The organism is Kordia periserrulae (assembly GCF_003054265.1).
Taxonomy (GTDB): Bacteria; Bacteroidota; Bacteroidia; order Flavobacteriales; family Flavobacteriaceae; genus Kordia; species Kordia periserrulae.
Window position 1 is genome coordinate 385,319 of record NZ_QBKT01000001.1, and the last position, 21,109, is coordinate 406,427.

The following is a 21,109-nucleotide window of genomic DNA, read 5'->3' on the forward strand; positions in this document are numbered from 1 at the left end:
CGTCATTTTTAGTTTTTTTCTTCTGATTTTAAATGAATTTCTTCTTTTAACTCTCGAATTCGAGTGTTGACAATCGTTTTTATTTCCACTTTTGCTTCTGGAAATTTTTCCAAGAAACGCTCATACATTTTCATCTTTTCATCCAAATCTGCAAAATAATTATCTGCGCATTGTGCCAATCGTAACTGCGCCAATTCGTACTCAGGATTTTCGTCTAAAGCCATTTGAAAGAGTTTCATAGCTTTTCGGAATTCTTTTCGGTCAAAATGCACCATTCCCAAAATATAATAATCGCCCGAAGGATCGGTCATTTTTCCAACAATTGCTTGCGAAGCGTGATGTTCCGCTTTGTCTATAATTCCATCCTGATAATACAATTTCGCCAACTGCGAATGATAAAAATAATTTCCTGCATCGCGTTTGAGCGCCGCTTCGTAATATGAAATCGATTTTAAAATTTTATTCGTTCGATATGCAGAAAACGCTGCTTTTTCATACACATATTGCGTCGCTTTCTTTTCGTTAATCAATTTTTCAAACCAAAGCAATGCTTTCCTATAGGCTTTGTTAGCATACAATAATTGCGCGTTGAACCCAATGATTTTGGCATCTTCTTCATTGTTTTGCAAACCTTTTTGTATCAAATCTTCCGCTTTGTCAAATTCTTGATGTTCAATAGCACTTTTAATCAATTTGTAAATACTTTTTTGGTGTTGTGCATCTAGTTGAAAAGCCGTTTCATACGATTGCAAATAATCGTTTCGCTCCAGCGCTTCTTTTACCAATCCAATGTGATAATGAAAATTTGGGTTTAAGGTATCTTTTTCTTCCAGTTTCTCGAAAGTTTGTAATGATTTTTCGAGTTTTCCCGCACTAAATAACAACTTCCCATAATCATACAACACCAAGGTATTTAGTGAATCTACTTTGAGTACATTTTCATAACTTTTAATTGCTTTTTTAGTATTTCCTAAGGCTTTGTAGGCTTTCGCGATTTGCGTTTCGGTATAGTTATTTTTCTCTTGCTGATATAACTGAATGGCTTTTGAATAATTTCCGACCAAATACAAACTATCTGCAACAGACAAAGTCGAAGTTTGCGCTCCGACTTTGTAACATACTACACTCAACATACATGTGATGATTATTTTTTTCATGTAAATTTACTCTACTTTAAAGGCAATTGGCAATACATATTTTACACTTACTGGTTTTCCGTCTTTCATACCTGGCGAAAGTTTCGGTAGTTTTTCCACTACGCGTTCTGCTTCTGCAGTCAATTCTGGATGCGGTGAATTTACATCGAGTGCTGTAATAGCTCCTGTTTTGTCTACCACAAATTTTACAAATATTTTTTGCGTTCCTGACAATCCAAGCTGACTTGCTTTTTTCGCATTAAAATGTTGACTTACATGCGTAGCAATTTTATTCGTAAAACAGCTTTTTAAGTCTTCTAATGTTTGCTCATTTTCGCACCCTGGAAAAATAGGCGCGCTGTCTATAATTTGAAAAGAAATGGCTTCTTTTTCAATAGCTTCTACCGTATCTTCAGCCTCTGTTGTGCTGTCTTCGCAAGACGTATACACTAATGATACTAGTAAAAGCGGCACTAATACTAAATACTTTAATTTTAAAATTTCTCGGGATTTTTGTTTTGATAACATACTAATTCGTTTTTTGATTAATGAATGTTTAAAAAATTGATTGGTAAATGAAAAATGTTGTGTTTGAAAAACTTCTGATAACAATTTTTCGTAATAATTGGATTTGTTCGTGTGTTGAACAACTCTATCATCAGCAATGTATTCGTGTAGTTCTGAAATTCGTTTTTGATAGATGTAGACTAATGGATTGAACCAACATAGAATTCGTAAGAGTTCAAAATACAGCAAGTCTAGTGAGTGTTTTTCTTGAATGTGCACCAATTCGTGCGAAAGAATGTCTTCCAATTTGGCTTCGTCAATCTCTTCTCCTATAAAAACATAGCTAAAAATGGAAAACGCCAAGCTGCTTTTGGGTATGATGACAATGGTGTAGTTTTCGTGTTTTACAAAACGTCCTTTGAAACGAAGCTTGAGCAATTGTACTATTTTGTAGATGAATAGCAAACTACTTACTGCAATTCCAATAACTAAAAACCATTTCCAAGTAGGTTCAATAGTTTCGACTGCTTTTTGTGGTGTAAGCACAATTTCTGGTAGCAGAATAATGTATTCTTGCGGCACGACATTTTGAAAGCTTTCAATTTTGATGAATGGCAACACAAACGAAATCAACGAGGAAAAAATCAGATACATTCGATTCCAATTGAAAAAGGTTTCTTTTTTGAGAAACAAATCGTATCCCAATAAAAACAATAACTGAAACGCAACGACTTTGATAAAATAGACCATCATGACTCTTGATTATTTTTTTCGATTTCTCTTCGTATTTCTTCCAATTCTGAAGTACTGATATCATTTTTTTGCATAAAAAATGACACCATACTTTTAAAAGAGCCTTGAAAATAGCCATTTACCAATTTAGAAATGGACTGATTGCTATATTCCGATTGCGGCAATAAGGGAAAATAAATATGTCCTTTTCCAACTTTTTCGTATCCAACAAATCCTTTACTTTCCAAAATTCGCACAATGGTAGAAACCGTATTGTATGCAGGTTTTTCACCTTTGAGATGTTCAATAATCGTTTTTACATTGGCGCGTTCTAGCTGCCATAGAATTTGCATGATTTCCTCTTCTGCTTTTGTCAATTGCTTCATTGCTACTTGTATTAGTTTTTTCAACTAAATCCTTAGTTCAACAATACAAATATAACTAAAATTTTAGTTTGAACTAATTTTTTAGTTAAAAAATAGCAACTTTAACATTTTGAATGTCTTAAGATATATTATTTTGAAAAGTACTTTATTTGTCGAAAAGTTTGTTCTTTTTTAACGCCGTTTTCTGTAAACGTTTTTGACGTCCAGTTGCCTTGTGCGTCGTACACATATTCATAAGCTAATTTTGTATTTTCCTCAAAATCAATTCGTAAAAGCTCATCTCCGTATATAGAATAAGTTACTTCTTCAACTAATTGATTGCCTTTATAATAGTATGATTTATATCCTTCATTATTTTTTTCAGTGATTCGATATAATTTTTGAGACGTGATTGTATTGTCCTTAAAACGAACAGTATATTGAAGTGTTTTACAAAGTTTCCCATTGTTAGAATCATACTCATACATTTTCAAGTTTCCTTTAACTGTATTATATTTTATAATTGCTTGCCGAAGTCTGTTGTTACTGTCAAAAATGTATTGCTCTATACTAGTTTCTATAGAATCATTTCTTCGTTTGCGATAGGTATTAATTTTCTTTACAGTTTTACCATCTTTATTATATATGTATCTTTTATTACTTTTTAACTTATACTCAGAAAGGTTCCTTTTTGCAACAGGTTTTCCATATTCGTTACTAAAATCATATTCAAAAACATATGTTTTGATTTGAACCAATCTTTTTTTTTGATCATGTCCATAGAATATAACATAATCGCTATCGGGAATTCCTCCTTTACAACTTACAATATGACTTGTGAACACATGATTATTGAGCGATTCATGTTTGACAAGTAATGTATCTTTTTGATATGTATAGCGCTGTTTGAGAAAAAAATTGTTTTGGTAGGATGATTTTCCCCAGACTTCTTTGAGTTTACCATATTCAGTATAGATTCGTTTCTCCTCTTCGATATGTATTCTTTTCAAGTTATTTGTCGTTCTATCATAGATTTTCCTAGACTCAACTGAATGTATAAGTTGTCCAGAATCATTAAATGTATTTTGAATATCTGAGGAAACTATGCCGTTTTTATTAATGTATTCTCTTCGTAAAAGTTTGCCGTTTGAAAGATATTCAGACACTTCTTTAGATTCTTCTATAAATGTATCTGAACTAATTGTTTTATATTTTTTCAGAATGGAATCAAATTCAAATTGAATGTAAAGGTGTTTTTGTGTAGTTACTTTTTTAACAGCTCCTTTAAATTTTTCACCATGTAAAAAATAATCATGATAATAGGGTTGCGGAATCAAAGTCTCATTATCCAATACAGTTTGCGCATTTCCAAAAGAAAATGAACTCAACATAAAGAATAGTGTAAAATATAGATTCTGCTGCATCTATTAACTAACGAAAAAAGTCATACTTTATTAAAAGAGGAAGTGAATTTTTATGTAGAGGATTCTAGCATACGCTGGAATTAAGTGTTCAATTAGAGTAAGCACTTTTAAAAACCGAGTTTCCCTAAAATAAAAAAGCATCCCTATTTTCGGTGAAGAAAAAAGGAAAGCTTTTCATTGGTTTAACTACTAAACCAAGGCAAACCAAGGGTTTACCTTAAACAACACAACTAAATCATTTTGCCAAAAAAAGCTTCTCAACTTAGGAGAAGCTTTCTGCAATTTTAGCGGTCTGGACGGGACTCGAACCCGCGACCCCATGCGTGACAGGCATGTATTCTAACCAACTGAACTACCAAACCGTTGCTTGATTGCGGATGCAAATATACACCACAATTCTATTTATGCAAATATATTTTAGCAAAAAATTAAAGTTTTTTTAATCCCGCTATGCAAATTTTTGTCTTTCAACGAGATAAGTCAATAAAATTTTCTCAAAGTTTTCATTGATATCTGCCGCTACGTACTTTATTTTGTATTGCGCGCATTTCATTTTGAGCTGTGAAAAATAGTCCGACACTGCTTTTTGATAGTTTTCTTGTACGGTATCTGCATAAATGTCAATATGCTCGCCCGATTCTACATCTATGAAACGTTTGGGTTTGTTGTCGAAATCAAATTGTAATTCTTTTTGCGCATCAAACACGTGAAATAAAATGACTTCGTGTTTGTTGTATTTTAAATGCTGCAATGCTTCAAATAATTGTTCGTCTGCTACACCATCTTGAAACATGTCTGTAAAAAGAAAAATAAGACTTCTGCGCTTTATTTTCTCGGCTATTTGATGCAAATAGGTGTACGTGTCTGTTTTTTTGTTGCTGCGCTTTGTAGTGACTGCCGTATCAAGTGCATTCAACAACAACTGATGATGTCGCTCGCTTCCTTTTTCGGGCGCGTAAAAATCATACGTATCTGAATAAATACTCAAACCTATGGCGTCGCGTTGTTTTTTTAAAATATTCATCAAAGAAGCTGTTGCCAATGCGGAAAACCCGATTTTATTCAAGTTTTCTAAAGACAAATTCGCCACTTCAGGATAGTGCATGGAAGAAGAGTTATCAATAATGATATGACAGCGTAGATTGGTTTCTTCTTCATATTTTTTAGTGTACAATTTGTCCGTTTTGGCAAACAATTTCCAGTCAATATGTTTGGTGCTTTCGCCCGAATTGTAAATTTTATGCTCTGCAAATTCCGCAGAAAACCCATGAAATGGACTTTTGTGCATTCCCGAAATAAATCCTTCAACGACTTGCTGCGCGAGTAATTCCAGATTTTTAAATCCTGAGGTTTTATTGAGTTCTTGTTGTAAATTCAAATGATACAGACTTTAATGATGATATAAATGTACAATTAAATATTGTTTTGAAAGAACGTCACGAAGGTATGAAACTGTTTTTAACTCTTTTTAAGAAGTTAAATTGAAGCAAACAAAAAAGGCTTAGCAGTACGCTAAACCCTTTCTTCTTTTTCACTAAGTTGTATATTTCTTATGCTAATAGCTTGTCTAACACGTCTGTATAGGTACTTTTCTGAGCTACACCAACTTGACGACCAACTAATTCTCCGTTTTGGAACACCAATACGGTAGGAATGTTACGAACACCAAATTGAGAAGCATACTGCTGATTTGCATCAACGTCTAACTTACCAACAACAGCTTTTCCTTCATATTCTCCAGCAATTTGCTCTACAACTGGTCCTAACATTCTACATGGTCCGCACCAAGCTGCCCAAAAGTCAACCAACACTGGCTTATCGCTGTTCAAAACTACTTCTTCAAAATTTGCATCTGTGATTTCTAATGCCATAATTATATATTTTTAAAATGTTACTTTATTATTTGATTAATATGCAATATTAGTCAAATATTTTACCAAAACTTACATCTCACACATTTGTTTTGACTATGTTTATATTGATTTTTCTTATTACTATCTAAATCTCAATTATTTAGATAAAAAATCATTATCGAGTCACCTCAACAGTGTACGTTGCTATTAAATCTTCTTTGATGTATAAATGCACATCGTAAAATCCTGTGAATTCGAACTTGTAATCTATACTCAGCGAATTGTCTTTGATTGAAACTTCTTTCGGATAGATTTTGCGTTCTCTAAAACTACTTTCAATGACCAAATTGACATCTTTTTCAGCAACTTCTTTTTGCAACTGTAAGGTAAAATTGATGTTTTGATTTCTTTGAATGGCATTGTGCATTTTTTGTGGATATGTATGACCGCTGAAATACGCATACGCTTTATTATAGATAATTGGCGCGTCCATAAAATCGTCAAACGATGGCGTTTCTCCTTCCAACAAAAACCACTTTTTAATTATCGGATGATGATTTATCGCAAAGATTTTCGGATCAGACAGAAAAAATCCTTCGTTAAAGTCAAATTGAAATTGATTGGATTCAGGATTAGGATTACCACTCGCCCACGTTGGATCACACAAATACCATTTCCCATCAAGTTTTACCACATTCCAACTGTGATTAGGCGAATCTAAGGTTTTCAGATTGATAGTACTCGTTCTACCATAACCGTGAATCATTTCGCATTCAATATCTGCCAAATTCGCCAATTCTTTCACCAAATACGCATAACCTGTACATATCGTAGAACGGTTTTTGAGGAGTCTTTTAAAGACAATTTTCTGAAATTTAGAATTCCACGCTTTGAGTCGAGCTGGATTGTCTTTGTAGCGTTGGCGATTGCGTTTGTTGCGCTCGTACAAGCCGTAATTATTGGACACATTGCTACAAATCCATTTAAAAATAGCGCGAAATCGTTCCGCATCTGTGTCCAGTTGTGACGTGAGTTTGTAGACTAAATCAGGTAAGTTGTGCAATGTTTCATCTTTGTATTTCAGTGCTATTTCATCCGCTTTTTCAAAAGAAATATGACTAAAGTCTGAAATTTGAGCTGTTCCCTGAAATACAAAGATGTATAGGAATATGTATAATATAAATATTCGCATGAAACTGCATTGCTACGGTAGCAAGGTTAATTTTTCCGTTTCGATTTGTAACGCTTATTGGTGTTGACCGCGCCCATAATTTCAATCACCTCATCGGATAAAATTGCTTTTACAAATGTTGTGTCCTCTTTAATGCGGAATTCAATCGATTCGTAGCCTAAAAAGCTTATCACCAATACATCGCCAGTTTCAAGTGCTACAGGAAAGGTAAATTCACCTTTGGCATTGGTTACCGTTCCTTGGTTTTCACCTTTTAAAATAACATTGACACCTTCAAGCGGTCCTTGAGGATTGCTAACTGTTCCTTTAATAATTCGTCCCTTTTGTGCACTTGTGTTTTGTCCGTACATCGGATTGAACGCAAAAATGAGCATCATTATCAACGCTGCATACCAAGCTTTTTTCGGAATTGTAATGTGTGTTTTCATCTGTTTCTTTTTTTAATCTATGTTAAATGTATTGTTGCTATTGTAATTATCAAAACCATTATGAGTAAACTCTCGGTTTGAGTGAGTAAATGGCTAATTTGATGTAATTTAAGCTTTTATTGAGCGAATTACAATAGTTTCAAACCAAATTAACATTCTCTCTTTTTTGTTATTTGTTATTTGTTTTTCGGTGTTTCCTATAACACCCAACACCAAAAACCTAACACCTAATTAATCCGATACAACACGTCTTCTTCCGTCAACGCATCTAACAATTCTTGGGTAATGTTTACTTTTTTCTTTTTACTTGGTGCTTTGAGTTTTATTTTTTCGTTGGCTTCATATAAGGTAAAATGCAAGGCTTTGTCACCTTTGTGTGTAGAAATGATATCGTTGATGCAATTCAATGTTTCTTCTTTCAATTCGTTGACATCCAATTGAATAGTGAGTTTTTTAGCTGCAGTTTCCATGACATCTTGCAGCAATTGCATGGAATTGAATTGCAATCTCGGTTCACCGCGTTTTCCTGTATCACGATTTACCCAACCTTCCCGAATAAACGCTTTGATATACACAAACGAATTGGGCACAAAGAAATGTCTGAACTTTAAGTATTCTTCTCCAAAAATTCGAAATTCGTGCGAATTGTTGTAATCTTCTACCGTAAACAATGCCCAACCTTTGCCGTTTTTGGAAACTCTATGTTGCACTTCCGTCACAACGCCACCAAACGAAATTTCACGATTTACATAGTCTTCCATTCGTGAAAAACAACTCAAATCACCATTACAGAAGTATTCCATCTCGGTTTTAAAATCGTCCAACGGATGTCCCGAAATATAAATTCCCACAACTTCTTTTTCGCGCGCCAACTTCTCCATCGTTCCCCATTCTTCACAAGGCGGCACTTTGGGTTCTGCAATTTGCACTTCGCTCGATTCGCCAAACAAACTTACCTGGGCTGAGTTTTGATTTTCTTGGAATTTTGCTCCGTATTTCACGGCTTTTTCTAAAAAAGTTACGCCGTCGCCTTCCGTGTGAAAGTATTGTGCTCTATGTGTATCGCCGAACGAATCAAATCCGCCTGCTAAGGCTAAGTTTTCAAAGGCTTTTTTGTTGGCGGCGCGTAAATCAATTCGTTTTGCCAAATCGAACACAGACTTATATTTTCCATCTGCGCGTTCTTTTACAATAGTTTTTACCGCGCCGTGTCCCACACCTTTAATTGCGCCCATTCCAAAACGTACCGCACCTTGATCGTTTACTGTAAACTTATAGAACGATTCATTCACATCTGGACCTAATACGTCCAATTTCATACGCTTACATTCTTCCATAAAGAAGGTAATCGTTTTGATATCGTTCATGTTGTTGGATAGTACTGCCGCCATGTATTCCGCAGGATAATGTGCTTTTAAATAGGCAGTTTGATACGCAATCCAAGCATAACAAGTTGAATGCGATTTGTTGAAGGCATACGCTGCAAACGCTTCCCAGTCTTTCCAAATTTTTTCCAATTTGTCTTCTGGATGTCCTTTAGCAGATGCTTGCGTAATAAACTTCGGCTTCATCTTGTCCAAAACCGCTTTTTGCTTTTTTCCCATCGCTTTACGCAAGACATCGGCTTCACCTTTGGTAAAATCGGCTAATTTCTGCGACAACAACATCACTTGCTCTTGATAGACCGTAATTCCGTAAGTTTCTTCCAAGTATTCTTGACACGCTTCTAAATCGTATTCAATGTCTTCTTCTCCGTGTTTTCTGCGGATGAAACTTGGAATGTATTCCATCGGTCCTGGACGATATAACGCATTCATAGCAATGAGATCGGCAAACGTTGTCGGTTTGAGCGATTTCATGTGTTTTTGCATTCCGGGCGATTCGTACTGAAACACACCAACCGTTTCTCCTCTTTGGAATAATGCGTAGGTTTCTTCATCGTCAAGCGGAATGTTTTCGATGTCGATGTCAATTCCGTGTTTGTATTTGACAAGCTTGACCGTATCTTTTATCAGTGTCAGCGTTTTGAGTCCTAAGAAGTCCATTTTCAGTAAGCCAGCACTTTCCACTACTGAGTTGTCAAACTGTGTACAGTACATGTCGGAATCTTTTGCCAACGCGACAGGAACGAATTTGGTAATATCGTCTGGTGTGATGATGACTCCACAAGCGTGAATTCCCGTATTTCGTACCGAACCTTCCAATACGCGCGCCATATTGATGGTTTCTGCTTCGAGCCCATCTTCTTCGGAAAGATTCAACAGTTCGTTGATTTGAACGACTTCTTCTGCTCTAAATTTTTGTTTGAGTTCCGCCTCCGATTTTCCAAAAATCTTTTCCAGTTTTGTATTCGGAATCAGTTTGGCAATTCTGTCCGCTTCGTTGAGAGGTAAATCCAACACACGCGCTGTATCACGAATGGAGGATTTTGCCGCCATCGTTCCATACGTAATGATTTGCGCCACTTGATTTTCGCCGTATTTATCAATTACGTATTGCATCACGCGACCGCGACCTTCATCGTCAAAGTCAATATCAATATCGGGCATGGAAATACGATCTGGATTTAAGAAACGCTCAAAAAGTAAGTCGTACTTTATCGGATCAATATTGGTAATCCACAAACAATACGCCACTACCGAACCTGCTGCTGAACCACGTCCTGGACCAACCGAAACGTCCATGTTTCGCGCTTCTCGGATAAAATCTTCTACAATTAAGAAATAACCTGGATATCCTGTGTTTTCAATGGTGGCTAGCTCAAAATCGAGCCGTTCTCTGATTTCAGGTGTGATTTCGCCGTAGCGTTTTTTGGCACCTTCATACGTTAAGTGACGTAGATATTTATTTTCTCCACGCTTTCCGCCGTCCATTTTGTCTTCTTCGCATTGAAATTCTTCTGGAATGTCAAATGCTGGCAATAAGACATCGCGTGCTAACTCAAACGATTCTACTTTGTCAATGACCTCTTGAACATTCAGAATGGCTTCTGGTAAATCTTTGAACAAGGTTTTCATTTCGTTTGGCGACTTGAAATAGTATTCCTGATTCGGCAAACCGTAACGATAACCACGTCCGCGACCAATAGGCGTTGCTTGTTTTTCACCATCTTTTACACACAATAATACGTCGTGTGCGGTGGCATCTTCTTGTGAAATATAATAGGTATTGTTGGTTGCGATTAACTTGATATCGTGTTTTTTGGCAAGTTGCACCAAGACATCATTTACGCGATTTTCATCTTCTTGATTGTGACGCATGATTTCCACATACAAATCGTCTTGAAAGGTTTCTTTCCACCATAATAAGGCTTCTTCCGCCTGAGCTTCTCCAACATTTAAGACTTTGCTTGGCACTTCTCCGTACAAGTTTCCGGTAAGCACCATGATATCTTCTTTGTATGTTTCGATGACATTTTTATCAATTCGTGGTACGTAGTAAAATCCTTTGGTGTATGCAATGGAAGACATTTTTGCCAAATTGTGATAGCCATTTTTGTTTTTGGCTAATAGTACAATTTGATATCCGTTGTCTTTTCGGGTTTTGTCTAAATGATCTTCGCAGACGAAAAATTCGCATCCTACAATCGGTTTTAGTAATTGCAAGTTGGATTCTTCACCATTTTCTGCAGCTTCCGCGATTTTTGCTTCGATTCCTTTGTTGTAACCACTTACTTCTCGCACAAAGTGAAACGCGCCCATCATATTTGCATGATCGGTAATGGCAACGGCTGGCATATTGTAATCGGCAGCAGCTTTTACCAAATCGGCAATGCTTGAAGTGGATTGCAAAACGGAGAATTGCGAGTGATTGTGCAAGTGTGCAAACGCTGCATCTTTTAGTACTTCAATATTTTCGGCGATTTCTTGCTTTGAAATTCCGCCGTCCGTTTGTTCTTTTGCTAAACGCTCTCTGATTTTTTGAGAAGCTGCTTTGAGATTGATGTGTTTTAGACCAATCATTTCGATTGGCTTCGGATTGTTTTCCGAGAAACGCTCAAAGTAATCAGGCGCGACATCAAGTTGTTCAATGGTGTATTCTCTTCTTCGGATAAGTTCTAGAAAACAGCGTGTTGTTGCTTCCACATCGGCAGTTGCGTTGTGCGCTTCTCCAAAACCGACTCCGAATAAGTATTCGTGTAATTCCGTTAGTGTGGGTAGTTTGAACTTTCCGCCACGTCCGCCAGGAATTTTACACAATTGCGCAGTATCTTCCGTACAGGTGTCCAACACCGGCAATTCTTGTAAATTGTTGACAACATTTTCACGATAGAATTCCGCACCCATGATATTGACATCAAAGCCAACATTTTGTCCGACAATGAATTTTGCTTTTGACAGCGCGATGTTGAATTTTGCCAACACTTCTTGGAGTGAAATTCCTTGTTCTTGTGCCAATTCGGTAGAAATTCCGTGAATTTTCTCAGCATCGTACGGAATATTAAATCCGTCAGGTTGTACCAAATAATCTTGATGTTCGATGAGATTTCCTAGTTCGTCGTGCAATTGCCAAGCGATTTGTATGCATCGTGGCCAATTGTCGGTATCAGAAATTGTTGCGTCCCAACGTTTTGGTAATCCTGTTGTTTCGGTATCAAATATTAAGTACATAGAATGCTTTTGTAAAGAGGAAATTGAACGGATAAAATTACAAATTTATTTCCTGATTTTGAGAAGGAGTTATCAACACCGTATTAGTGGTTGAGCGGTTTGTTGGAGCTCTTTTTAGGCGCGTATTTCAACTCTTTCTTAGTGAAGTTATTCACTTTTTTGCGCCTAAAAAAGCGACTAGCGAAGACACGACCGCACTTTTTCGTGCGGGAATACCAAAAAAAATAAATTTAACTCCTTGTTTTTCAGAAATTATAGTATTTTTGCAGCCTTATTAATAATCGAGGTCGTGAACCTCACAAATTAATTTTTTATGCCTGTTAAAATTAGATTACAGAGACACGGTAAAAAAGGAAAACCTTTTTACTGGATTGTTGCCGCTGACGTGCGTGCAAAAAGAGATGGTCGTTACTTAGAGAAATTAGGTACGTACAATCCAAACACAAACCCTGCAACGATTGACTTAAATGTTGACGGTGCTGTACAGTGGTTACAAAATGGTGCGCAGCCAACTGATACTGCGAGAGCAATTCTTTCTTATAAAGGTGCTATGTACAAAAATCACTTATTAGGTGGTGTACGTAAAGGTGCTTTGACTGAAGAGCAAGTTGAAGAGAAATTCAACGCTTGGATTGAGCAAAAAGAAGGAAAAGTACAAGGAAAAGTTGACAGTTTAGCAAAAGCTGAAGAAGAAGCAAGAGCAAAAGCTTTGGAAGCTGAGAAAGCTGTAAACGAGGCGCGTATTGCTGCCAGTGCTCCTGTAGTGGAAGATGCAGCGGAAGATGCTGGAGAAGTTCCTGCTGCAGGTGAAGAAGAATAAATTATAGCTCGATATAATTTTTAGCCTAGTAAATGTTAATTTTGCTAGGCTTTTTTTATGTTATTGATATGAAAGTTGAAGATTGTTTTTATTTAGGAAAGATTGTTAAGAAATACAGCTTTAAAGGTGAGTTGTTGGCAAAATTGGATACCGACCAACCTGATTTGTACGAAGATTTAGATGCTGTTTTTGTGCAATTAGGACGTGATTTTTTGCCGTTTTTTATTGAGAAATCCTCGTTACACAAATCAGATTTGCTTCGAATTAAGTTTGAAGATGTTGATACAGAAGAAGATGCCGACCAACTATTGAAGTGTGATTTGTATTTGCCTCTAGCTGCCTTGCCAAAATTAGAAGGCAATAAGTTTTATTATCATGAAATTATTGATTTTACAGTAGAAGACGCTTCTTTTGGAATCGTAGGAACAATTACTGGCGTGAATGATACGACTTCGCAACCGTTGTTTGAAATTGAACGCGATGGTATTGAAATTTTAATTCCGATGAACGATTCTATTATCAAAAAAGTTGATCGGAAAGCGAAAAAAATTCACATTGAAGCGCCCGAAGGATTGATTGATTTGTATTTGGAGTAAAAGTCAACTATTTCGGAGAAAAACCAAGAAGCATTTAGGAGAGACTATTGAAACATTTCGACGCAAGCATTGGAGAATTTTTAATCTCGATTATTGAGTAAGCTCTCACAATAAAAACTGTAAGAGCTTTTTTTACTAAAATTTTGACGTAGTTATATACTAAATGTCACAATAATAGATTGAATCAGGCTCGCCACACGCTGGTCTGTGTACTGAAAGTCCACAACCTTCATGCAAGAATGTTACATTTTTTATTGGTTCATCTGGCGTATCTCCTCCATCGTTTGGAGCTGCGCCACCTAAAACTGCTTTTGAATCTAACATTGAGATTCTTTCTTTGACGAATGTCAACTTTTTAAGTTGTTTTTTCATTTTGATTAGATTTTTTATGGTTAATACACTTTAAAGTGCAGAATTATTATTTTTGTTACCCATTGTTTTTCAAATAATTATGAGCAAACCTTTTCGATTCAAACAATTCACCATCCTTCAAGATAAAACTGCCATGAAAGTAGGTACGGATGGCGTTTTACTCGGTGCTTGGACGTCCGTTGAAAGTAATCCGTTTTCTATTTTAGATATTGGTGCAGGCACAGGATTGATTGCGTTGCAATTAGCACAACGCTGTCATGCCGAAGTGATTGATGCTATTGAGATTGACGATGATGCTTATGAGCAAGCGGTTGAGAATTTTGAAAATTCTCCGTGGAGCGACCGACTGTTTTGTTACCACGCAGGTTTGGATGAGTTTGTCGCTGAAATTGACGACAAATACGATTTGATTGTTTCCAATCCACCTTTTTACACTGAAAATTACAAAAGCGACAATACACAACGTGATTTGGCTCGTTTTACAGATTCGCTGCCTTTTGAAGAACTGATTGCTGGCGTTGCGCACTTGTTAGAACCTACAGGAACCTTTCACACAATTATTCCACATAAAGAATTCGCGCATTTTATTCATCTGGCGAAAGCCAACAACTTATTTCCATATAAAACTTGCCATGTAAAAGGAAATCCGACTGCCGATTTTAAACGAAGCATGATTTCGTTTTCGTTTGAAGAAAAGACACATTTGATAGAAGAATTGACTATTGAAACGGAAAGACATCAATATACGGACGCTTATATTTCACTAACGAAGGATTTTTATTTAAAATTATAACAATTAGTCTTTGTTTTGTGACATTTCATTAATTACATTTGTGAGCGCGATTTACAAACATTGCGTACATTTGAGTAGTTAAAAAAATGCTATAAACACACGATTGATGAAACCAGATTTATTCCAAGCTCCTGATTACTACAACTTAGACGAGCTATTAACTGAAGAACATAAATTAGTACGAGATGCTGCCCGCGAATGGGTAAAAAGAGATGTATCTCCCATTATAGAAGAGTATGCACAACGCGCCGAATTTCCAGAGCAAATTATTGATGGATTGGCAGGAATTGGTGCTTTTGGACCGTATATTCCAGAAGAATATGGCGGTGCTGGTTTGGATCAGATTAGTTACGGATTAATCATGCAAGAAATAGAGCGTGGTGATTCTGGCGTGCGTTCTACAGCTTCTGTACAATCTTCCTTAGTGATGTATCCTATTTGGAAATACGGAAATGAAGAACAACGCAAAAAATACTTACCAAAATTAGCTTCTGGCGAATGGATGGGTTGTTTTGGATTGACAGAGCCAGATCACGGAAGTAATCCTGGTGGCATGACGACCAACTTTAAAGATATGGGCGATCATTATTTATTGAATGGCGCTAAAATGTGGATTTCCAACGCGCCATTTGCACAAGTTGCTGTGGTTTGGGCAAAGAATGAAGAAGGAAGAATTCACGGTTTAATCGTAGAGCGTGGTATGGAAGGATTTTCTACTCCTGAAACGCACAACAAATGGTCGTTACGTGCTTCTGCTACTGGCGAATTGATTTTTGACAATGTAAAAGTTCCAAAAGAAAACTTATTACCAAACAAATCAGGATTGGGCGCGCCACTTGGCTGTTTGGATTCTGCACGTTATGGAATTGCTTGGGGCGCTATCGGAGCTGCGATGGATTGCTATGATACTGCATTGCGTTACAGCAAAGAGCGTATTCAATTTGGAAAACCAATTGGCGGATTCCAATTACAACAAAAGAAATTAGCCGAAATGATTACCGAAATTACCAAAGCGCAATTATTAACATGGCGTTTGGGTGTGTTGCGTAATGAAGGAAAAGCTACTTCTGCACAAATTTCAATGGCAAAACGTAACAATGTAGCGATGGCGTTAGATATTACACGTGAAGCACGTCAAATGTTAGGCGGAATGGGAATTACGGGAGAATATTCTATCATGCGTCACATGATGAACTTGGAAAGTGTAGTGACGTACGAAGGAACACACGATATTCACTTATTAATCACAGGATTGGATATTACTGGATTAAACGCTTTCAAATAAAATAAGAAGGCTTTACGAAGCTTTTTTCAATAAATCAAAACATGGGCAACGTTTACAACGCTTGCCCTTTCCTTTTTTATATTTCTTGCAACACTTACTTTTAACGTTCTTGACAATCTTAACTTTTTCCTTCTTCGATTTTGCAGGAACTTCTTCTAAAGCAATTAAAAAAGACATAAAAACTGAGTTCTAATTTCGAGGACAAATATAGTTATTTTAATTTATTCTAAATAAAAAAATTAAATTTTAACAACACAAGAAATAGCGTTGTGATTTTAAGAAAAAAAAGTAAAAAGAAAGCGTGGTGTGCGAAAGAAAGTTTGGGAAATCTCTTTTTAGGTTAATGGAAGTTATTTTAATTACTAAATGAGACCCCCTAATTTCTCAATTTAATACATAACTAACTTTTATATTTCTCTAAGTTTCCTCAGCAACACTAAAAAAAAGGGAGAATCACAAGTCATGATCTCCCTTTTATCTAATAGAATAATACTATTATAATGAGATTCCCCTAAACCTCAATATGTTTTTAACAAAATTACACGATATCTTCGGAGAAGGGTACGATTAAACATTACTTGTGTTACGGTTTTACCGTAATTATATTACGTTTAGCTTTTTATATTTCACAAATCATTATTTATCAGTTATTTATAATAAAAAACTATTTTCGACGATAAAAAATAATCGAACAAAATTCGTTTCCAAGTTAAAAAATTTAAAAATGAAAGAAGTAGAACTTGTAGAAAAAGTCATAAATTATCTCATTAAGTCTAATGCTGTTTATGGAGAAAATAACATATAAATATAAATAACATGAATCAAAGCATAATAAGACCAGAAAAAATACGAGTTGATATAGAAAATTTAGAATATTGGAAAACAGGAACCTACACTGGAGTAGATTACAAATATAACGGAAAACCATTCACAGGCTTTGCCGTATTGGGATATTACAACAATGGTCAAATTGAAGGTGAGTGGGAATATCATGACGGTGAAAAATTGGGATGGGAAATTGATTATTATGAAAATGGTAATATTAAAGAAAAAACCTTGACTTATGGAGCTACTTCAATCGTATTTTACGAATACGATGAACAAGGTAATATAATTGATCACGGCTTCGTTGCTCCCAAAACTATTTATAACGAATGTGCAAGACTTATCGGCATGCAAGAAATAGAAGAAGATGACTAATCATTTTTTAGTGGGTTAAACTAACATTCATGCAAAAATTAGAAGAATACCTAATCGAAAATAATATAAAAGATAGTTCTGGTATTCCGATAACTGAAATAGAAAACTTCGAACAAAAATTGAACATTAAGTTTCCTAAAGCCTATAAAGAATATAATGAGCTGGCGAAAGCTAATTTAAAAGAATATGGTCTAGAACATTTAATCACAAAAGATTTTTGGGTCATTGGAGAAATATATGGCTCTTTGTATATCAATTTTATATATTTAGACGAAGGAGATGATCCACCAGTATATGGCTTAGATATGGAGAATTATGAAGATTATCCAGAAAAATTTTTCAGAAAAATAGCCAACAGCTTTTCTGAATATGTAGAACGAGCTATTGACAGTTATGATCCTAGATATGATAGATAGGACTATATAAAGCTTTGAAAACTATAGATAAATAAAGCTATGTTAAAAAATAAATATTGTAAAGTGGGAGATCGTCCCGTTAAAGGAATACAAAGTAAAGAAGGTTTCGGCGTGTATGTTTTTAATTGGGAAACTGGAAACTTTGATTTAGACCTAGGTTATTTGGAAAAAATTTACTTTGGTTCTATGGACGATGTTGAAGAATTAACCAAAGAAGAATTTGAGATTTACACAAAACGCTTGAGAGCAGAATTTAAAAAACAAAAAAAGCTTCACAAATTTGTGAAGCTTTTTTAAAGTACTCGAGGCGGGACTTGAACCCGCACGAACTAATGTTCATTGGATTTTAAGTCCAACGTGTCTACCAATTCCACCACTCGAGCTTGGACTTTTAACTATTATTTAGAGCGAAAAACGGGGCTCGAACCCGCGACCTCAACCTTGGCAAGGTTGCGCTCTACCAGCTGAGCTATTTTCGCAGTTTGTTTGTATGAACGTACAATACTATTGCTGTATTGCGGATGCAAATTTAAAACATTTCTTTAAATACCAAAGCGTTTTCTATAAAAAGAATGAACTTTTTTATAATTCACTCGTTATCAACTACTTTTTTTTGCGTACCAACATCCGTTTGATTTCGTTGAGCTTCATCAAAGCCTCTACAGGCGTCAGCGTATCGATGTCGGTCATCAAAATTTCTTCCTTGATTTCTTCCAACAACGGATCGTCCATGTTGAAGAAACTCAATTGCATATCGTTTTCTACACTTTTTAAATCGTCTGCCAATTCTTCGCTGGAATGCGATTTTTCTAAGCGTTTGAGAATTTTATTGGCTTTGTGAATGACTTGCTGCGGCATTCCTGCCATTTTTGCCACGTGAATTCCGAAACTATGTTCGCTTCCACCTTTGACCAATTTTCGCAAGAATAACACATTGTCTTTCAACTCTTTTACAGACACATTATAATTCTTGATGCGATCAAAAATCTCGGTCATTTCGTTGAGTTCATGGTAATGTGTTGCAAACAAGGTTTTCGCGCGTGATGGATGCTCGTGCAAATATTCTGAAATCGCCCACGCAATCGAAATTCCGTCATACGTACTCGTTCCACGACCAATTTCATCCAACAATACCAAACTTCTATCCGAAATATTATTCAAAATTGACGCGGTTTCGTTCATTTCTACCATAAAAGTCGATTCGCCCATCGAAATATTATCGCTCGCGCCTACTCTGGTAAAAATCTTATCCACCAAACCAATTCGCGCCGAATCTGCAGGTACAAAACTTCCCATCTGTGCCAACAACACAATCAAAGCAGTTTGACGCAAAATAGCCGATTTACCACTCATATTCGGTCCCGTAATCATGATGATTTGTTGGGCTTCTCTATCGAGATACACATCGTTGGCAATATAACTTTCGCCAATGGGCAACTGCTTTTCAATCACTGGATGACGTCCATTTTTTATCTCTAAATCGTACGAATCGTCAATTTGTGGATATGTATAATTGTTGTCTTTCGCTAACATGGCAAATCCACACAAACAATCCAACTTCGCAATAATATTCGCGTTTTGCTGAACAGATTTGATATATTGATGCATCCAAACGACCAAATCGGCAAACAACTCTTGTTCTATCTGCATGATTTTTTCCTCAGCACCCAAAATCTTCGTTTCGTATTCCTTTAACTCTTCTGTAATATAACGTTCCGCACTCACCAACGTTTGCTTTCGCGTCCACGTTTCTGGCACTTTTGCTTTATGCGTATTTCGAACTTCAATATAATACCCAAACACATTATTGGACGCGATTTTTAAGGACGGAATTCCCGTTGCAGCAGATTCACGTTCCAACATTTTGTCTAAATAATCTTTCCCCGAAAAGGCAATCCCGCGCAATTCGTCCAACTTATCAGAATAACCATTCGCAATGGCATTTCCTTTTAAAATATTGACTGGCGCTTCTTCGTTGAGTGTTTCTTTAATTTTGGAGCGCAGCAATTCGCATTCATGAATCGTATCTCCAATAACTTTCAGTGCTTCGTTTTTACTTTTACTTGTAATTTGTTTGATGGGAATAATAGCTTCAAGCGAATTTTTCAGTTGAATGACTTCTCTTGGCGAGATTTTCCCTGTGGCGACTTTGGAAATCAAGCGTTCAATATCACTAATTTGTTTGATGTGATGCTGAATTTTTTCCAGTTCTGCAGTTTCTTGAAACAGATAATTTACCACTTCATGTCGCTGTTTTATCTGCTGACTGTTCTTTAGTGGCAAGGCTAACCAACGTTTCAACAAACGTCCGCCCATCGGAGAAATGGTTTTATCAATCACATCCAACAACGTAATTGCATTCATGGCGGTTGAAGCGTACAATTCCAAATTTCGAACCGTAAAGCGATCCATCCACACATATGCATCTTCTGCAATTCGGGCAATCGACGTAATGTGTTGCAATTGGTTGTGACGCGTTTCCGATAAATAATGCAAAACCGCGCCAGAAGCAATAATTCCTTCCTGCAAATCTTCTACACCAAAACCTTTTAACGAACTGGTATCAAAATGTGTGATGAGTTTTTCGTGCGCAAAGTCCGATTTAAACACCCAATCTTCCAAATAAAACACATGAAAGTCATTGCCGAACGTTTCTGTAAATGCTAGTTTTTTCTGCTTCGGAATGAGAATTTCGCTCGGTTTAAAATTTTGCAAGAGTTTGTCAATATATTCTGCTGAACCTTGCGTTGTCATGAATTCTCCCGTAGACACATCTAAAAAAGAAACGCCCAACAGCTTTTTTCCATAGTGAATGGCACACAAAAAATTGTTCGTTTTGGCTTGCAACACTTCGTCGTTAAACGCCACACCTGGCGTTACCAATTCGGTGACGCCGCGTTTTACAATAGTTTTTGTTTGTTTCGGATCTTCTAGTTGGTCACAAATTGCCACGCGCTCGCCTGCTTTGACGAGTTTTGGCAAATAGGTATTGAGCGAATGGTGTGGAAATCCTGCCAATTCAACATTTTCACCGCCGTTATTTCGATACGTTTGTACGATGCCTAAAATATGAGCCGCTTTCACAGCGTCTTCTCCAAACGTTTCATAAAAATCGCCCACTCTAAAGAGCAACATCGCATCAGGATATTTGCTTTTGATGCTATTGTATTGCTTCATCAACGGAGTTACTTTTTTCGCGCTACTTTTTGCCAATGTTTGGAGTTTTTAATGTTATTTTTGCAGAAATCAATTGATATGAACTCATATAACCTTTTTGTGCTTGCTAAAAAATTGTGATTTTAATTCCTGTATTCGTCTTTTTTGAGTTCCGTAACGTTGCTATGCAACTAAAAAAATACTTCAACAGAACTTAAAATTCC

General features: G+C 36.2%; 18 protein-coding genes and 3 tRNA genes. 7 read left to right on the forward strand and 14 right to left on the reverse strand.

Features of this window, described 5'->3' with window-relative positions; translation table 11 throughout:
* Positions 1–8: 8 nt before the first annotated feature.
* The 10 genes from C8N46_RS01800 to dnaE all read right to left on the reverse strand — a co-directional run bounded on the left by C8N46_RS01800 (position 9) and on the right by dnaE (position 12,247).
* The gene (locus C8N46_RS01800) at positions 9–1,157 is read right to left on the reverse strand and encodes a tetratricopeptide repeat protein (protein ID WP_108113140.1); all 1,149 of its coding nucleotides are present in this window, start codon (positions 1,155–1,157) and stop codon (positions 9–11) included.
* A 6-nt stretch (positions 1,158–1,163) separates the two neighbouring features.
* Positions 1,164–2,396 carry a M56 family metallopeptidase gene (locus tag C8N46_RS01805; RefSeq protein WP_108113141.1) on the reverse strand — a complete coding sequence of 411 codons (1,233 nt, stop codon included), beginning with the start codon at positions 2,394–2,396 and terminating at the stop codon, positions 1,164–1,166.
* A complete protein-coding gene (locus C8N46_RS01810) occupies positions 2,393–2,761 on the reverse strand; it encodes a BlaI/MecI/CopY family transcriptional regulator (RefSeq protein WP_108113580.1) in 369 nt (122 codons plus the stop codon). Before C8N46_RS01810 ends, C8N46_RS01805 begins: the two co-directional genes overlap by 4 nt.
* A 128-nt stretch (positions 2,762–2,889) precedes the next feature.
* A complete protein-coding gene (locus tag C8N46_RS01815) occupies positions 2,890–4,164 on the reverse strand; it encodes a hypothetical protein (RefSeq protein WP_146169698.1) in 1,275 nt (424 codons plus the stop codon).
* Between the two features lie 288 nt (positions 4,165–4,452).
* Positions 4,453–4,526: transfer RNA gene (locus C8N46_RS01820), tRNA-Asp, on the reverse strand.
* Between the two features lie 86 nt (positions 4,527–4,612).
* Entirely contained in the window at positions 4,613–5,542 is a 930-nt protein-coding gene (locus tag C8N46_RS01825) for a DUF58 domain-containing protein (protein ID WP_108113143.1), read from the reverse strand.
* Positions 5,543–5,714: 172 nt separating this feature from the next.
* The gene (gene trxA, locus C8N46_RS01830) at positions 5,715–6,035 is read right to left on the reverse strand and encodes a thioredoxin (RefSeq protein WP_108113144.1); all 321 of its coding nucleotides are present in this window, start codon (positions 6,033–6,035) and stop codon (positions 5,715–5,717) included.
* Between the two features lie 157 nt (positions 6,036–6,192).
* On the reverse strand, positions 6,193–7,209 hold the full coding sequence (locus C8N46_RS01835) for a transglutaminase domain-containing protein (RefSeq protein WP_108113145.1): 1,017 nt from the start codon (positions 7,207–7,209) through the stop codon (positions 6,193–6,195).
* Positions 7,210–7,235: 26 nt separating this feature from the next.
* Positions 7,236–7,637, reverse strand: a complete 402-nt coding sequence (locus tag C8N46_RS01840; RefSeq protein ID WP_108113146.1) for a carboxypeptidase-like regulatory domain-containing protein — start codon at positions 7,635–7,637, stop codon at positions 7,236–7,238.
* 227 nt (positions 7,638–7,864) lie between these two features.
* Complete coding sequence (gene dnaE, locus C8N46_RS01845; RefSeq protein WP_108113147.1) at positions 7,865–12,247, reverse strand: DNA polymerase III subunit alpha; 4,383 nt, start codon at positions 12,245–12,247, stop codon at positions 7,865–7,867.
* A gap of 313 nt (positions 12,248–12,560) precedes the next feature.
* On the opposite strand from dnaE, the gene C8N46_RS01850 reads away from it, so the two are divergent.
* Entirely contained in the window at positions 12,561–13,067 is a 507-nt protein-coding gene (locus tag C8N46_RS01850) for a 30S ribosomal protein S16 (protein ID WP_108113148.1), read from the forward strand.
* A 68-nt stretch (positions 13,068–13,135) separates the two neighbouring features.
* Positions 13,136–13,663, forward strand: a complete 528-nt coding sequence (gene rimM / locus C8N46_RS01855; protein ID WP_108113581.1) for a ribosome maturation factor RimM — start codon at positions 13,136–13,138, stop codon at positions 13,661–13,663.
* Between the two features lie 159 nt (positions 13,664–13,822).
* Here the strand turns inward: rimM and C8N46_RS01860 are convergent, their stop codons facing one another.
* Positions 13,823–14,035: a hypothetical protein gene (locus C8N46_RS01860; RefSeq protein ID WP_108113149.1), complete on the reverse strand. Its 213-nt coding sequence runs from the start codon at positions 14,033–14,035 to the stop codon at positions 13,823–13,825.
* Between the two features lie 79 nt (positions 14,036–14,114).
* Between C8N46_RS01860 and C8N46_RS01865 the strand changes: the two genes are divergently transcribed.
* The 5 genes from C8N46_RS01865 to C8N46_RS01885 all read left to right on the forward strand — a co-directional run bounded on the left by C8N46_RS01865 (position 14,115) and on the right by C8N46_RS01885 (position 18,026).
* Entirely contained in the window at positions 14,115–14,828 is a 714-nt protein-coding gene (locus C8N46_RS01865; RefSeq protein WP_108113150.1) for a tRNA1(Val) (adenine(37)-N6)-methyltransferase, read from the forward strand.
* Positions 14,829–14,934: 106 nt separating this feature from the next.
* The gene (locus tag C8N46_RS01870) at positions 14,935–16,113 is read left to right on the forward strand and encodes an acyl-CoA dehydrogenase family protein (protein ID WP_108113151.1); all 1,179 of its coding nucleotides are present in this window, start codon (positions 14,935–14,937) and stop codon (positions 16,111–16,113) included.
* Between the two features lie 816 nt (positions 16,114–16,929).
* Entirely contained in the window at positions 16,930–17,313 is a 384-nt protein-coding gene (locus C8N46_RS01875; RefSeq protein WP_108113152.1) for a toxin-antitoxin system YwqK family antitoxin, read from the forward strand.
* A gap of 29 nt (positions 17,314–17,342) precedes the next feature.
* Positions 17,343–17,729, forward strand: coding sequence for an SMI1/KNR4 family protein (locus tag C8N46_RS01880; protein WP_108113153.1), 387 nt, complete (start codon positions 17,343–17,345; stop codon positions 17,727–17,729).
* A gap of 39 nt (positions 17,730–17,768) precedes the next feature.
* Entirely contained in the window at positions 17,769–18,026 is a 258-nt protein-coding gene (locus tag C8N46_RS01885) for a hypothetical protein (RefSeq protein ID WP_108113154.1), read from the forward strand.
* A gap of 2 nt (positions 18,027–18,028) precedes the next feature.
* On the opposite strand, the gene C8N46_RS01890 is transcribed toward C8N46_RS01885, so the two are convergent.
* The 3 genes from C8N46_RS01890 to mutS all read right to left on the reverse strand — a co-directional run bounded on the left by C8N46_RS01890 (position 18,029) and on the right by mutS (position 20,906).
* A tRNA-Leu gene (locus tag C8N46_RS01890) sits at positions 18,029–18,112 on the reverse strand.
* A 23-nt stretch (positions 18,113–18,135) separates the two neighbouring features.
* Positions 18,136–18,208, reverse strand: a tRNA-Gly gene (locus tag C8N46_RS01895).
* Between the two features lie 124 nt (positions 18,209–18,332).
* Positions 18,333–20,906 (reverse strand): DNA mismatch repair protein MutS, encoded by a 2,574-nt coding sequence (gene mutS / locus C8N46_RS01900; protein ID WP_394340239.1) that lies wholly within the window; start codon positions 20,904–20,906, stop codon positions 18,333–18,335.
* Positions 20,907–21,109: the final 203 nt, after the last annotated feature.